Source organism: Salegentibacter profundi (assembly GCF_054121475.1).
The window spans coordinates 19,467-33,451 of the sequence record NZ_JBSYGG010000010.1; the positions used below are offsets into that span (position 1 = coordinate 19,467).

The window sequence follows — 13,985 nt, forward strand, 5'->3', positions numbered from 1 at the left end:
TTCTAAATATTTTTTGATAAAGACATAATATATTTTTTCGGTGTTGTCCCGAATTTCTTTTTAAAGGCTGCAATAAAATGACTAGCAGTACTGTAGCCAAGTTTTAACCCAACCTCATTAACATTATATTCTCCCGTATCCAATAATTTACGAGCATACTCCATTTTGTAATCAAATAGAAAACTATAAACAGAAGCCCCATAAATTTGTTTAAATCCTTCCTTTAATTTCTTTAAACTAAGGTTAACCTCATCGGCAAGTTCCTGCAAGGATGGTGGCTCCGACAGCTTGGAAATCACAATTTCTTTAGCGCGACGTATTTTAAGGATATTCTCCTCATCAATCAAAAATGGGCATTGTTCTAGATCTGGGTCTTCAGTACTGTTAAAATACAGGCTCAACAACTCATAAGCCTTACTTTTAAAATAAAGATTTTTAATACTTGGTGTTAAATTGAAATTTAAAAGCTGATTAAGAACAATAGCCATAGACGGTGTGATTGGAGTCTCCTTATAATATTTTTTATCCCTATTATCTGCACTTAGAAAGGGAATGTAATCAGCATCCTGGGAGAACAAGGAATGAAATTTCTTAATAGAGACTACCAGAGAAATAACCCAGGAATTAGGGCCAAGGTTTAGGTTTAAGGGAAGCGCCTGCTGTGGATTATAAAGCAAGAGCGAATTTTCCTCATGTAGGGGCAACTTATACCCGCCAGCGTTAAACAAAAAACTACTGGTTCCCTTGACATTAAAATGAAACTGTATAAAACTACTATCTATTTCGCGTATAAAATTCTGAATATCAGTAGATTCATTCAGAAATTTAAAAATATAAAATCCTTCCTCTATGAGCGTGCTATTTATGGTTCCTCCAGCGATATTTTTGCCGTTTGTTTTCATTATTAAATATTTTTCCCATTGTTTAGCACCTAAAAAAACGTCTTTCAAGTAATTGAAATTACTATTATTTCGGCTATTTATCAAAGTTAGATCGAATTTAACTGATATTTATCAGGAATCGACACATTTAGTACTTTCATCGTTATATTTTCTTTAAGCTATGTTTTACTTTTGTCCCCGCAATCCTAATAAGATACATGGAAAATTTTCATTTTTCTGGAGGTAAACATTTTTATACCATCGGATTAAGCTATAAAAAGGCGGATGCTCAGGTAAGAGGCCACTTTAGTCTCGGGGAAGAAGCTAAACAACGGTTGTTGGAACAAGCCAACGAAGAAGGAATTGAGGCTATTTTAACCACCTCAACCTGTAATCGTACCGAGATTTACGGTTTTGCCCACCATCCTTTTGAACTCATCAAATTACTTTGCGAACACACCCACGGAACCGTAGAAGAATTTGAAAAGGTGGCCTATGTCCATAAAAATAAGAAAGCAATTGCCCATATGTTTCAGGTGGGAACAGGTTTGGATAGTCAAATTCTAGGTGATTTTGAGATCATTAGCCAGCTGAAAAACTCCTTTGTTCAGTCCAAAAAACTCGGTCTTACCAATGTTTTTCTTGAGCGTCTTGTTAATGCGGTAATTCAGGCCAGCAAACGTATAAAAAATGAAACAGAGTTATCCAGTGGTGCTACTTCTGTTGCCTTTGCATCAGTTCAGTATATCCTGAATAATATTGAGGATGTCTCAGCAAAGAATATTCTTCTTTTTGGAACGGGCAAAATTGGTCGAAACACTTGCGAAAATTTAGTAAAACATACCAAAAACAACCATATTACATTAATCAACCGGACCAAAGATAAAGCTGAAAGAGTAGCGGGAAAATTCAATCTTATCGTAAAGGATTATGCCGATTTACAGGCTGAAATACGCAACAGCGATATTTTAATTGTGGCTACCGGAGCTCACAACCCTACCATCTCTAAGGAGCTAATCTATTCCAAAAAGGAGTTGCTTATCCTCGATCTTTCAATTCCCAAAAACGTAGCAGATGATGTGGCTGAACTTTCTAATGTAAAGCTTGTCCATTTAGATCAGCTCTCAAAAATCACCGATGCTACTCTTGAGCGACGCCAGCAATTCATTCCTAAGGCACAGGAAATTATTTCCGAGGTTGAAACTGAGTTTAACAAGTGGCTGGAAACCCGAAAATTTGCACCAACTATTAAGGCCTTAAAAAGAAAATTGAAAATCATGAAGGATGATGAATTGGATTTTCAACGAAGGAAAATAACCGATTTTAATGACGAGCAAGCAGAAATTATAAGCAATCGCATTATTCAAAAAATCACCAAGCATTTTGCAAATCATTTAAAAAGTGATTCTGAAACCACTGATGAAAGTCTGGAACTTATTCAGAAAGTATTTCAGTTAGAAGAGCTTCAGAAATGAAAAAAACGATTCGAATAGGCACACGGGATAGTGAACTTGCACTTTGGCAGGCCAAAACTGTTCAGAATGCCCTGGAAAAATTAGGTCATCCAACTAAACTGGTTCCCGTGAAATCTACGGGAGACCTTAACCTGGACCAACCTCTTTATGAAATGGGTATTACTGGAATATTCACTAAAACCCTTGATGTGGCAATGATAAAGGGTGAAATAGATATTGCTGTACACTCCATGAAAGACGTTCCTACTACCCTACCCCAGGGGATAGTAGAAGCGGCTATCTTGAAAAGAGCAAACTCCAAAGATCTATTAATTCACAAAGGTCTTGATTTTCTGAATTCTGATGGCAAGATTGCTACTGGAAGCCTTCGCCGAAAAGCACAATGGCTACATAAGTACCCCCAGCATAATGTCGTTGATTTAAGAGGGAATGTAAACACCCGTATGAGGAAGTTGCATGAAAATGATTGGAATGGAGCAATATTCGCTGCAGCAGGACTTGAGCGCATTGCTTTGAAACCAGAAAACTATGTTGATCTTAACTGGATGATTCCGGCACCAGCTCAGGGAGCCATGCTTGTAGTAGCCATGGAAAAAGATGAATTTTCCAGAAAAGCCCTTGAACCCCTTAATCACCAGGAAAGCAAAATAGGTGTCCACATTGAACGCCAGTTTCTTAAAACCCTGGAAGGCGGCTGTACTGCCCCTATTGGAGCTCATGTGACCATAGAAAAAGATATTGTATATTTTAAGGGTGCACTTTTTAGTCTAGATGGTAAACAAAAAATTGAAGTAGAAAAAACTACCAGAATTGATGAAATTCAAGGTTTTGGAAATAGCTGTGCTCAGGAAGTACTAAAAAAAGGCGGAAAAGAACTAATGACAGCGATTAGGAAGGTTATAAAATAATGACAATCCTTTCCACTAAAAAACTCAGTGAAAGCCAGAAAAATCTTTTTCTGAATTCAGGCCTGCACCTTGTTGAATACGATGCCATACAAATTGAACAGCTGGATTTTAAAATTCTGAAAAAAAAGGTCAAAAATGCTATCATAACAAGCAAAAACAGTGCAATAGCTATTATAAACAAGCAAATTGAAATACAAAATTGCTTTTGTGTGGGAGAAAAAACTGCCACCCTTTTAAAAAACAATAACTTTAATATTAAGGAAATTTCTGATTACGGCAGTGATCTTGCCAAAATTATAACAGCAAAGTACCCTAATGAGAAATTTGATTTTTTCTGTGGGAACCTGCGAAGGGAAGAATTACCATCAATTTTAAAAAACGCAGGTGTCAATTTCCAGGAAATAGAGGTTTATAAAACCAGTTTAAACAGACAAAGCTTTTCCCAGGAATTTGATGGGATTATGTTTTATAGCCCAAGTGGGGTGAAGAGTTTCACCGCAGCTAATCAAATTAAGAAAAGTATTGTCTTGTTTTGTATAGGTAGAACTACCGCAAAAGAAGTAGAAAAATATAATGGGAATATTGTAATTGCCAACAAACCCAGCATCGAAAACTTAATTGTTACTGTGGTCAAGCATTATAAAGAAAAGAAATAAAATGATAAAAAACGATTTATTTTTAAGGGCTCTAAGAGGAGAGACCGTAGAACGACCCCCGGTCTGGATGATGAGACAAGCAGGGCGATATCTACCTGATTTTATGAAGCTTAAAGAGAAGTATGATTTCTTCACTCGTTGTCGCACCCCCGAACTTGCAACTGAAATTACAGTGATGCCTATAGAACAGGTTGGAACCGATGCTGCTATTCTTTTTAGCGATATTTTGGTTATTCCACAGGCAATGAATATTGAAGTGGAAATGAAACCTGGGGTTGGCCCCTGGCTCCCCCATCCTATAAGGACTCAGGAAGATGTAAACCGGGTTATTGTTCCGGATATTGAAGAAACCCTTGGGTATGTAATGGAAGCCATAAAATTAACAAAAATTCAACTCAAAGACCAAGTACCTTTAATTGGTTTTGCTGGTTCTCCCTGGACAATTCTATGTTACGCCGTCCAGGGTCAAGGTTCTAAAAACTTCGATATCGCAAAGAAATTCTGCTTCACCAATCCCGTTGCGGCGCATGAATTGCTTCAGAAAATCACAGATACTACCATCAACTACTTAAAAGCCAAGGTCGCAGCCGGAGTAGATGCAGTGCAAATTTTTGACTCCTGGGGGGGAATGCTTAGTCCAAATGATTACGAAGAGTTTTCCTGGAAATATATTCAACAAATCATCGATGCTTTAAGAGATGAGATCCCGGTAATTGCTTTCGGAAAAGGATGTTGGTTCGCGCTCCATACTATGGCAAGATCAGGAGCTGCAGCCATCGGTGTTGATTGGACTTGTAGCCCAAAAAATGCACGTTATCTTACCGGCGGGCAGATTACCTTGCAAGGTAATTTCGATCCTTCCAGACTCTATTCTCCGCCATCGGAGATTAAAAAAATGGTCAGCCAAATGATTAATGAATTTGGTAAAGACCGTTATATTGTAAACCTGGGACACGGAATATTACCCGATATCCCGGTGGAAAATGCCATTGCATTTGTAGAAGCAGTGAAAGAATATAAGTAACATTATGGCGATCTGGGCACGGCTAATGAATATGAGCCCGAGGGAGGTTTACCAACTTTCCAAGGTCTCTCTCGGCCAACCTCGTTTTGTTATACCAACAATACAGGCTACCAGACAAAGTATTAAGATTTGTGATGATCTTTTTGGAAATGACCATCACGAAAATAATCCTACAAATGCTTTCAGGCATGCACTTTGGAATTATTTGATCTGTGAGGCTTGCTATAAAGTTTGTCATTCCATAGAGATATCGATGGAATGGAGCCAAAAAATAACGGATCTCCACGAGGAGCTCGCACCAAATGAACAAAGAGCCAAAGCAATGGATTTACATAATAATCAAGTTGGTCGCTGGCTCTTCAAAAAGTATTCTTCCGAAGAAAACCTGGATATTACCAAGCTTTTAAAAGAAGAAATGAAAAAAGCAAAAAAAGTAAGCAAAGCAGAAGAAATAAATACCCAACTATATCAACTGGTATATATTGAAGTTCGAAAATGAGAGAAAAATTTTATGCCTATATAGAGCAGTTACAGGACAGGATAACTACGAAACTCGAGAAGATAGACGGAGCGGCAAAATTCCACCAAGATTTCTGGGAACGACCCGAAGGTGGAGGCGGCAGGACCAGAGTCATCGAAAATGGGAAGGTATTTGAAAAAGGCGGAGTAAATATTTCAGCAGTGCATGGTCCCTTACCTCCGACGATGCAAAAATATTTTAAGGTAGGTGATGTTAATTTTTTTGCCTGTGGCCTCAGCCTGGTAATTCACCCAAAAAGTCCATTAGTGCCGACAGTGCACGCCAATTGGCGGTATTTTGAGATGTATGACAAATCAGGAAATTTAATCGACCAATGGTTTGGTGGTGGCCAGGATCTTACTCCATATTACCTTTTCGAGGAGGATGCAATTCATTTCCATAAGATCTCAAAGCAAGTTTGCGATAAGCACAATCCTTCATTCTACCCTGAATACAAGAAAAAGTGTGATGAATATTTCTGGAATTCCCATCGCAATGAAGGACGGGGTATAGGCGGATTGTTTTTTGACTATTTAAAGGCCTCGGATGCAATGAGCATCGAGGACTGGTATGATTTTGTTACGGAAGTTGGCAATAATTTTCTCAATGCCTATGTACCTATCGCGGAAAAAAGAAAAAATTTGAGCTACACCGAATCGCAAAGAAACTGGCAGGAGATCAGGCGTGGTCGTTACGTAGAATTTAACCTGGTGCATGATAAGGGCACACTTTTCGGCTTAAAGACCAATGGCAGGATAGAGAGCATTTTGATGAGCCTCCCTCCAAAGGTGCAATGGGTTTACGATCATCATCCTGAACCGGGCAGTGAAGAAGAGAAATTATTAAAAGTTCTGGAAGAACCACGGGAGTGGATTTAGTCTCCAGTGCATTCGGATATCATTTATAAATCGTAAAAAGTTCTATAATATTCCAAAGTCTTAACAATGTAGCATTTTATAGATTACATTCAACTAAAATTCAAAAATTATGTACCCATTAAATAGAAATCGAAGACTGAGAACCAATGAGGCCGTAAGAAGCTTGGTTAGAGAAACCGCGATCACTCCAGACGATTTTATTGTTCCGCTTTTCGTGGTAGAAGGAAAAAACATAAAAGAAGAAATTGCTTCCATGCCAGGATATTTCAGAATGAGCCTGGACCTTTTGAAAGTGGAAGCAAAGGAGATTTGGAATTTAGGTTTAAAATCGGTTTTACTTTTTGTTAAGGTTCCAGAAAACCTTAAAGACAATTCAGGCACAGAGGCATTAAATGTCAATGGATTAATGCAACGCGCCATTCAAATCGTTAAAGAAGCAGTCCCAGGTATGCTGGTAATGACCGACGTGGCCCTGGATCCTTACTCTTCCTATGGTCACGATGGCATTATTTCTAATGGCAAGGTTATCAACGACGACACTACAGCCGTTTTGGCCGAAATGGGACTTTCTCATGCCAAAGCCGGGGCAGATATACTTGCTCCTAGCGATATGATGGATGGAAGAATTTTTGAAATTAGGAGTCTCCTGGAAGATGAAGGCTTTCACGATACTGGGATTATGAGTTACAGTGCAAAATACGCCTCGGCATTTTACGGACCGTTTCGGGATGCTTTGGATTCCGCACCAGTAGATGCAGAGAACATTCCTAAGAACAAGAAAACCTATCAAATGGATCCTGCCAATCGCGAAGAAGCTATCCGCGAAACCCTAATGGACATAGAAGAAGGCGCCGATATTGTTATGGTAAAACCGGGATTATGTTACCTTGACATAGTGCGTGAGATCAAAAATGAAGTAAACGTTCCTGTGGCTGTCTACCAGGTGAGTGGTGAATATGCGATGATAAAAGCAGCATCGGAGAGAGGTTGGCTCGATCACGATGCCGTGGTACTTGAACAATTAACCGCTATTAAACGATCAGGAGCTAATATGATTGCCAGTTATTTTGCTAAAGATGCCATAAAGCTAATCTCTTAGACCTATTATTTATAATAATAAATTACGTAAAAACATGCCGGTTTTTGTATATTTTTGAAAGATGAAAAAGTTTCAAAATAAAAATTTTATTGTATTTGTTATTATCGGCCTGCTGTCGCTTTTTGGACAGCAGGCTTTTGCTTTTTCATCGGATCACTTTGTTCAGGAATATCGAGGGGATTCCATATATAATGTATCCTCTCCGCGTACTGAATGCTCAATTTTTAAGCAAATTTCATTAGGTAAAATAAGTGAATATTCCGAACATTCTTCGAAGTTTTCCTTTGGTAAGGACACCACAAATTGCACCTTTCATCTTATTGGTATTATCAAAGGAATAAACATTCCAACTAATTACTTTCAGGATCATCGAGATAATCTAAAGCACAAGATCTTTCCCTTTCATTTTTTCTGGTGAAAGCCTTCAAATTTTCCTCAATAAAAAATGGCTTTGTAAAAGGCCCGGGTACAAGTACGCCTTAATTCTATCAAGCGTCAACCCAAAATTTATTTCACTTAAAAAAATAAAAATGGATACAGCATCAAGCTTAATTGGTTTGGGCCTTCTCTTATTGTTTATAGGCCCTATCTTTATCTTAATTCTTCAACAACATAAAAAGGAAAAAAATACACTCAAGTTAATAAGGGCTATTATTACAGATAGCAATTTAAACCCAGAAATCATAGAACTTTCAGAAACCCCAATCTTGGCATTAGATTCTAATGCTCAAAAACTGCTTATTTTCAATCCAGGAAAAATTCCTGAATTTGGTATTCTTGAGTGGTAGAGGTAAAAGAAAGTTACCTCTTCACTCAAACTCTAAAAAATTCTGATTCGAGTTTGAAGTATATAAGTCTTATGCTATTTGGTGAAAAATCCAGCAAAATTGATGAGATAGTCTTCTATGATGAAGATGATAAAAACGCTACAGATGCTCAGGCCAGCTTGGTTAGAGCTAAAAAATGGATGAACTTAATTAGCGTCCCAATAAGAAATTAAAGCAACCTTGAATCTTCGGAAAGTAAACTGGAAGGACAGCACTCCAAGCTTTCCGGAGGTTTATAATTTCTTTTTATTAATTTAATTGGAGAATACCTAAATTAGTGTTTTAAACAACCTTAAAAACCATTATGGGTTTACTTATTTTTTATGGCTTAATTTCCATTTTTTTTTCATTTCTGTGTTCGATACTTGAAGCTGCGTTATTAAGTTTTACCCCCTCCTTTATAAAAATAAAGAAACAGGAAGGTAAATCCTATGCTGATACCCTGGCCCATTTCAAGCAGGATATCGACCGACCTTTAATCGCACTTTTAACGGTAAATACTATTGCTCATACCGTAGGAGCAATTTTGGTAGGTGTGCAGGCTGAAAAAGTTTGGGGCGATGGAGGAAATGCCGTAGGAATTGTTTCTGCTATTATGACTATAGCGATCTTGATACTTTCTGAAATAATTCCGAAAACAATTGGAGCGACTTATTGGCAAAAATTAGGGAGTTTTTCAGCAAATTCACTAAGTGTCATGATCTTTCCCCTTAAGTATACGGGAATACTATGGCTTATGATGCTCACCACAAAATTAATAGGGAAATCAGCTCATGTAAGCTCAATGAGCAGGGAAGAATTTGCAGCAATTACCGATGCCGCTAAAGAAGAAGGAGTTTTTGAAGAAAGCGAAACTACAGTAATTAAGAATTTACTGGTTTTTAAATCTGTGGAGGCAAAAGATGTAATGACCCCATTTTCAGTGGCGATAGTGGAAGATGAAGAAACATCTATCGAAGATTTTCATCGGGCCCACCGTAATCTTAAATTTTCAAGAATCCCCGTCTACAAAGATAAGCCTAATAACATAACCGGGTTTATTCTAAAAGATGATGTCCTGGAGGAGATGATAGACGAGAAAGGCCCTGAACCACTTACAAGTTTGCGCCGGGAAGTATTCATGACTCCATCCCACACCCCTATCCCGGAATTATTTGAAAAATTCATACAGGAAAGAGCCCATATTACCATGGTTGTAGATGAGTATGGGAACACCGTTGGTCTGGTTACCATGGAAGACATCATTGAAACCCTGCTAGGACTTGAAATAATGGACGAAAGCGACAGTATTGAGGATATGCAAATGTTGGCCCGGCAAAATTGGGAACGCCGTGCAAAACGTCTAGGATTAATTAAACGTGAAGAAGAACAAGCTAAAAAGAGCGATGAAGATACACCTGAAGACTCCCCTGGGGATAGCAAAGATTAAGGGGAGTGAAGAAGGAGTTTCAGAAATAAAAATTCTGGACAAGACGCCCCCACCTACTTCAGAGGTTCCTGAAATGCTACTGCCTGCTGTGGAACAAATTGAAGCGTATTTCCGAGGCGAATTAAAGGAATTCAATTTTAAAGTTAAATTGGAAGGTACCGATTTCCAAAAAAGAGTTTGGAGTGCTCTCATGGAAATCCCCTATGGAAAAACGCAGTCCTATATGGAATTGTCAAAACGATTAGGTGATGCAAAAGCTATAAGGGCCGTAGCTTCCGCTAATGGAAGAAATCCGCTTTGGATAGTGATACCCTGTCACAGGGTTATTGGCAGCGATGGTTCCTTAACTGGTTATGCCGGCGGAATTTCTCGTAAAAGATGGCTTTTGGAACACGAAGGCATATTAACACAACAACGTCTTTTTTAATAAAAAGCTCATAATATGAAGAAGTCTTTGAGAATTTTCGGTATTAGTATCGCGGTTTTGGCAGTAGGCCTGCTTCTTCTCTACATCTTCAATTATGAATATGTATTAAAAGGTGCCAAAATAACCTATTTAAACGGTCACACCTCTGCCTTTATCGATGACTATCATAATTTTAACAACAGAATAATTGAAGCTGGAGATACTGGCCAGGAATGGCCAAAACATCCAGATTATAATTCAGAAGAAGCTACTCAGGCTTTGGAAGAAATGAACAAGGATTTACAAACGGTTGCTTTTTTGGTAATAAAGAACGATAGTTTATGGTTTGAAAAATATTACAAGGATTACACCCAGCCCCTTAGGTCCAACTCATTTTCGATGGCAAAAACTATTGTAGTGGCCATGGTGGGAAAAGCTATTATGCAGGGTCATATTGAAAGTCTTGAGCAACCAGTAGCCGATTTTTTTCCGCAATTTGATAAAGAACTTAAGGTGGGAGATCTTGCTTCTATGGCTTCAGGCTTAAATTGGGATGAGAATTATTATAATCCATTCGGAATGACAGCCAGGGCTTATTATGACAATAACCTGCGAAAACAAATTTTAAAATTAGAGGTTATCGAGACCCCGGGAAAGGAATTTAAATATTTAAGTGGGAATACCCAGTTACTGGCTATGGTTTTGGAAAAGGCAACCGGAGAAAACATATCGGATTATCTGAGTGAAAATTTCTGGAAACCCATGGGGATGCAGAGCAATGCATTTTGGCAGCTAGACAGTGAAAAATACGGAATGGAAAAAGCTTTTTGTTGCATTGCTTCCAATGCGCGTGATTTCGCACGATTCGGAAAACTATTTAAGGATAACGGGAGATGGAATGGTCAGCCCATTCTCAATCCAGGTTTTATCGAAAAAATGACTCATCCACGCTTTAAAGAGAGCCCAGAATATGGTTATGGCTTATGGTTAACCGAATATATGAACAAGAAAATCCATTATATGCGAGGTGTCCATGGGCAGTACGTTATTGTAATTCCCGAGGATGAACTAATTATTGTAAGGTTGGGGGAAAAATTTATAAATAAAGGGAAGGCGAAGCATTATCCTGATTTTTTCAGGTATATTGATGAAACTTATAAAATGCTGAAAGATGCTTCATAAGGTTAATCTGGAAAATATTCTTTTTCTCGATATAGAAACAGTACCTGAGTCGCCAAGCTTCAATGAACTTAACGAAGAGAAAAAGAATTTATGGGAAGAAAAAACTCAATTCCAGCGGAAAGAGGAATATACACCCGAAGAATTTTATGACAGAGCAGGAATTTGGGCGGAATTTGGTAAAATTATATGTATTTCGGTTGGGTATTTCAATTTTAAAAAAAACAATGAGCGTAGCTTTAGGGTTACTACCTTCAGCGGCGAAGAAAAACAACTGCTAAAAGAATTCAGGGAAATAGTAATTGGTCATTTCTCTGAGCCAAATCATTTATTATGTGCCCATAACGGGAAAGAATTTGATTTTCCCTTTATAGCCAGAAGAATGGTAATTCATAATTTGGCGCTTCCATCTAAATTAATTCTTTTCGGAAAAAAGCCCTGGGAAATTACTCATCTCGATACCTTAGAGCTATGGAAGTTTGGTGATTATAAGCATTTCACTTCTCTGAAATTACTCACAAATATTCTCGGTATACCATCCCCAAAGGATGATATAAATGGCAGAGATGTTTGCAAGGTTTTTTATGAGGAAAATGATCCTCAAAGAATAATCAACTACTGCGAAAAAGATGTGGTGGCCATAGCTCAGATTATCCTCAAATTCAGGCAGGAAAAATTGCTTGATCAAGAAGAGATTGTCTCAGTCTGATAACTAAATTCAACCTTATTCCGCTAAACTTCAGTTAAAACAACCCTTATTCCTCTTCAAAAATTTGTAACTTTAAGATGGCTGGCCTTTAAACAAAAGATCGGCAGTCTAATTCTAACCAAAATTTGAAAATTATGTATTTATATGTAGAAATGTGGAATGTTACCCGAAAATGGCTGGATCTTTCTACCAAAGAACGGCGCAATGTTTTTTCCAAAATGGAAGATAGAATATCGGAAATGAAATCCCGTGGGGTAGAAAACCTTGGTTGGGCTCGTAATGACGAACACACCCCTTACCGAAGCGATTATCGTTATCTGACAGTATGGAAATTACCCTCTAAAAAAGAAGTAGAAATGTTGGAGGACAATTTAAAAAACGTCGGCTGGTACAACTACTTTTCACAAGCAAATTCCAGAGGAGAAGTCCTCTCGCGAGAGGAAGCTATGGAATTCTTGATCAATATCAAGGAAACTTCGACCTCCTTCCTGGATTCTTAAATTTAAAGAGATGCTGTCTGAGAAATTCCTGAATTTTGAAATGAATTTCTCAGACAGCTCCGCTGTTATAATTGCATCTCTGGAATATCCCCATCTACAATTAATCGGCCTTCGGTAGCTTGTTCTATTTCCGAAACTGTCACCCCTGGTGCTCTTTCCAGTAATTTAAAACCTTCTTTAGTCACCTCTATCACTGCTAGGTTTGTTACAATTTTTGTTACACAACCGACACCTGTCAGAGGCAAGCTACAACGCTTCAGAAGTTTAGATTGACCGGCTTTATTGGTATGCATCATAGCCACAATAATATTATCTGCACTGGCCACCAGATCCATCGCACCTCCCATACCTTTTACCATTTTACCCGGAATCTTCCAATTTGCGATATCGCCGTTTTCTGCAACTTCCATAGCCCCAAGAATTGTTAGGTGTACATGTTTCCCCCTGATCATTCCAAAACTCATCGCTGAATCAAAAAAACTGGCGCCGGGAAGTGCGGTAATAGTCTGTTTCCCCGCATTGATAAGATCAGGATCCTCTTCGCCTTCAAAAGGAAAGGGTCCCATCCCGAGGATTCCATTTTCACTTTGAAATTCTACTTCTATATCGTCACGTACAAAGTTGGCTACTAAGGTTGGAATCCCAATTCCAAGGTTTACGTAGTAGCCATTTTTAACTTCTTTTGCAATTCGTTTTGCTATTCCGTTCTTATCTAATGCCATATTTATGATTTTTGCCTTACGGTGCGCTGTTCAATTCTCTTTTCATAATTTTCCCCCTGGAATATCCTTTGAACGAAGATCCCAGGAATATGCACTTGATTGGGATCGAGTTCTCCCGGTTCAACAAGTTCCTCCACCTCGGCAACCGTGATTTTAGCCGCACCGCACATATTGGGATTAAAGTTCCTTGCCGTACCTTTAAAGATAAGGTTTCCCGCCTTATCGCCTTTCCAGGCCTTGACCAAAGCAAAATCGGCATGAAATGCTTTTTCCAACACATACATTTTTCCATCGAATTCGCGGGTTTCCTTACCTTCTGCAACCTCAGTACCATATCCCGCCGGGGTATATATTGCAGGAAAGCCCTGCTGGGCTGCCTGGCATCTAGCGGCCAGAGTCCCTTGTGGAATTAACTCTACATCAAGCTCACCACTAAGCATCTGACGCTCAAATTCTTGGTTTTCTCCAACGTAAGAGGAAACCATCTTTTTAATCTGTCTTTTGTGAAGTAACAAGCCAAGGCCAAAATCATCCACTCCTGCATTATTGGAAATGCAGGTAAGTTCTTTAATATTTAAACGAACAAGTTCTGAAATTGCGTTTTCAGGAATTCCCGAAAGGCCAAAACCGCCAAGCATAAAAGTCATGCCACTTTCAACATCCCTTAGTGCCTCCTGAACATTCTCTACATTTTTTCGAATCATCGGTATAATTTTACCGAAAAATACGAAAATTAACCACTAAGGACAATGCTTATGAGTGCTTAAATTGA

General features: G+C 38.5%; 16 protein-coding genes. 13 read left to right on the plus strand and 3 right to left on the minus strand.

What is annotated here, in order from left to right:
• Positions 1–2 precede the first annotated feature (2 nt).
• Positions 3–902 carry a helix-turn-helix domain-containing protein gene (locus ACW6NC_RS12290; RefSeq protein WP_457866420.1) on the minus strand — a complete coding sequence of 300 codons (900 nt, stop codon included), beginning with the start codon at positions 900–902 and terminating at the stop codon, positions 3–5.
• A gap of 197 nt (positions 903–1,099) precedes the next feature.
• On the opposite strand from ACW6NC_RS12290, the gene hemA reads away from it, so the two are divergent.
• The 13 genes from hemA to ACW6NC_RS12355 all read left to right on the plus strand — a co-directional run bounded on the left by hemA (position 1,100) and on the right by ACW6NC_RS12355 (position 12,491).
• Entirely contained in the window at positions 1,100–2,356 is a 1,257-nt protein-coding gene (gene hemA, locus ACW6NC_RS12295) for a glutamyl-tRNA reductase (RefSeq protein WP_457866422.1), read from the plus strand.
• The gene (hemC, locus tag ACW6NC_RS12300; protein ID WP_457866424.1) at positions 2,353–3,264 is read left to right on the plus strand and encodes a hydroxymethylbilane synthase; all 912 of its coding nucleotides are present in this window, start codon (positions 2,353–2,355) and stop codon (positions 3,262–3,264) included. Before hemA ends, hemC begins: the two co-directional genes overlap by 4 nt.
• The gene (locus ACW6NC_RS12305; RefSeq protein WP_457866426.1) at positions 3,264–3,920 is read left to right on the plus strand and encodes a uroporphyrinogen-III synthase; all 657 of its coding nucleotides are present in this window, start codon (positions 3,264–3,266) and stop codon (positions 3,918–3,920) included. The genes hemC and ACW6NC_RS12305 overlap by 1 nt, the downstream gene beginning before the upstream one ends.
• A gap of 1 nt (position 3,921) precedes the next feature.
• Complete coding sequence (gene hemE, locus ACW6NC_RS12310; RefSeq protein WP_457866428.1) at positions 3,922–4,944, plus strand: uroporphyrinogen decarboxylase; 1,023 nt, start codon at positions 3,922–3,924, stop codon at positions 4,942–4,944.
• A 4-nt stretch (positions 4,945–4,948) separates the two neighbouring features.
• The gene (locus ACW6NC_RS12315; RefSeq protein WP_457866430.1) at positions 4,949–5,443 is read left to right on the plus strand and encodes a DUF6973 domain-containing protein; all 495 of its coding nucleotides are present in this window, start codon (positions 4,949–4,951) and stop codon (positions 5,441–5,443) included.
• A complete protein-coding gene (gene hemF, locus ACW6NC_RS12320) occupies positions 5,440–6,342 on the plus strand; it encodes an oxygen-dependent coproporphyrinogen oxidase (RefSeq protein WP_457866432.1) in 903 nt (300 codons plus the stop codon). The genes ACW6NC_RS12315 and hemF overlap by 4 nt, the downstream gene beginning before the upstream one ends.
• 109 nt (positions 6,343–6,451) lie before the next feature.
• A complete protein-coding gene (gene hemB, locus ACW6NC_RS12325) occupies positions 6,452–7,441 on the plus strand; it encodes a porphobilinogen synthase (protein WP_457866434.1) in 990 nt (329 codons plus the stop codon).
• Positions 7,442–7,971: 530 nt separating this feature from the next.
• Positions 7,972–8,229 (plus strand): hypothetical protein, encoded by a 258-nt coding sequence (locus ACW6NC_RS12330; protein ID WP_457866435.1) that lies wholly within the window; start codon positions 7,972–7,974, stop codon positions 8,227–8,229.
• Positions 8,230–8,572: 343 nt separating this feature from the next.
• On the plus strand, positions 8,573–9,697 hold the full coding sequence (locus ACW6NC_RS12335; RefSeq protein ID WP_457866436.1) for a CNNM domain-containing protein: 1,125 nt from the start codon (positions 8,573–8,575) through the stop codon (positions 9,695–9,697).
• Positions 9,654–10,124 (plus strand): methylated-DNA--[protein]-cysteine S-methyltransferase, encoded by a 471-nt coding sequence (locus ACW6NC_RS12340; protein ID WP_457866438.1) that lies wholly within the window; start codon positions 9,654–9,656, stop codon positions 10,122–10,124. The genes ACW6NC_RS12335 and ACW6NC_RS12340 overlap by 44 nt, the downstream gene beginning before the upstream one ends.
• Before the next feature lie 15 nt (positions 10,125–10,139).
• Positions 10,140–11,285 carry a serine hydrolase domain-containing protein gene (locus ACW6NC_RS12345; RefSeq protein ID WP_457866440.1) on the plus strand — a complete coding sequence of 382 codons (1,146 nt, stop codon included), beginning with the start codon at positions 10,140–10,142 and terminating at the stop codon, positions 11,283–11,285.
• Complete coding sequence (locus ACW6NC_RS12350; RefSeq protein WP_457866441.1) at positions 11,275–11,991, plus strand: 3'-5' exonuclease; 717 nt, start codon at positions 11,275–11,277, stop codon at positions 11,989–11,991. The genes ACW6NC_RS12345 and ACW6NC_RS12350 overlap by 11 nt, the downstream gene beginning before the upstream one ends.
• Positions 11,992–12,125: 134 nt before the next feature.
• Positions 12,126–12,491, plus strand: a complete 366-nt coding sequence (locus tag ACW6NC_RS12355) for a DUF6616 family protein (RefSeq protein ID WP_457866442.1) — start codon at positions 12,126–12,128, stop codon at positions 12,489–12,491.
• 65 nt (positions 12,492–12,556) lie between these two features.
• On the opposite strand, the gene ACW6NC_RS12360 is transcribed toward ACW6NC_RS12355, so the two are convergent.
• Both ACW6NC_RS12360 and ACW6NC_RS12365 read right to left on the minus strand, forming a co-directional pair.
• Positions 12,557–13,213 carry a CoA transferase subunit B gene (locus ACW6NC_RS12360; protein WP_457866444.1) on the minus strand — a complete coding sequence of 219 codons (657 nt, stop codon included), beginning with the start codon at positions 13,211–13,213 and terminating at the stop codon, positions 12,557–12,559.
• A gap of 2 nt (positions 13,214–13,215) precedes the next feature.
• Positions 13,216–13,917, minus strand: coding sequence for a CoA transferase subunit A (locus ACW6NC_RS12365; RefSeq protein ID WP_457866446.1), 702 nt, complete (start codon positions 13,915–13,917; stop codon positions 13,216–13,218).
• Positions 13,918–13,985: the final 68 nt, after the last annotated feature.

What these genes read in the sequence shown, in the direction of transcription:
- ACW6NC_RS12290 (WP_457866420.1), bottom strand. Translation starts at nt 902, where the DNA reads ATGAAAACAAACGGCAAAAATATCGCTGGAGGAACCATAAATAGCACG.
- ACW6NC_RS12335 (WP_457866436.1), top strand. Translation starts at nt 8,573, where the DNA reads ATGGGTTTACTTATTTTTTATGGCTTAATTTCCATTTTTTTTTCATTT.
- ACW6NC_RS12340 (WP_457866438.1), top strand. Translation starts at nt 9,654, where the DNA reads ATGAAGATACACCTGAAGACTCCCCTGGGGATAGCAAAGATTAAGGGG.
- hemF (WP_457866432.1), top strand. Translation starts at nt 5,440, where the DNA reads ATGAGAGAAAAATTTTATGCCTATATAGAGCAGTTACAGGACAGGATA.
- ACW6NC_RS12365 (WP_457866446.1), bottom strand. Translation starts at nt 13,917, where the DNA reads ATGATTCGAAAAAATGTAGAGAATGTTCAGGAGGCACTAAGGGATGTT.
- ACW6NC_RS12305 (WP_457866426.1), top strand. Translation starts at nt 3,264, where the DNA reads ATGACAATCCTTTCCACTAAAAAACTCAGTGAAAGCCAGAAAAATCTT.
- hemC (WP_457866424.1), top strand. Translation starts at nt 2,353, where the DNA reads ATGAAAAAAACGATTCGAATAGGCACACGGGATAGTGAACTTGCACTT.
- ACW6NC_RS12330 (WP_457866435.1), top strand. Translation starts at nt 7,972, where the DNA reads ATGGATACAGCATCAAGCTTAATTGGTTTGGGCCTTCTCTTATTGTTT.
- ACW6NC_RS12350 (WP_457866441.1), top strand. Translation starts at nt 11,275, where the DNA reads ATGCTTCATAAGGTTAATCTGGAAAATATTCTTTTTCTCGATATAGAA.
- hemA (WP_457866422.1), top strand. Translation starts at nt 1,100, where the DNA reads ATGGAAAATTTTCATTTTTCTGGAGGTAAACATTTTTATACCATCGGA.
- ACW6NC_RS12315 (WP_457866430.1), top strand. Translation starts at nt 4,949, where the DNA reads ATGGCGATCTGGGCACGGCTAATGAATATGAGCCCGAGGGAGGTTTAC.
- ACW6NC_RS12355 (WP_457866442.1), top strand. Translation starts at nt 12,126, where the DNA reads ATGTATTTATATGTAGAAATGTGGAATGTTACCCGAAAATGGCTGGAT.
- hemB (WP_457866434.1), top strand. Translation starts at nt 6,452, where the DNA reads ATGTACCCATTAAATAGAAATCGAAGACTGAGAACCAATGAGGCCGTA.
- ACW6NC_RS12360 (WP_457866444.1), bottom strand. Translation starts at nt 13,213, where the DNA reads ATGGCATTAGATAAGAACGGAATAGCAAAACGAATTGCAAAAGAAGTT.
- ACW6NC_RS12345 (WP_457866440.1), top strand. Translation starts at nt 10,140, where the DNA reads ATGAAGAAGTCTTTGAGAATTTTCGGTATTAGTATCGCGGTTTTGGCA.
- hemE (WP_457866428.1), top strand. Translation starts at nt 3,922, where the DNA reads ATGATAAAAAACGATTTATTTTTAAGGGCTCTAAGAGGAGAGACCGTA.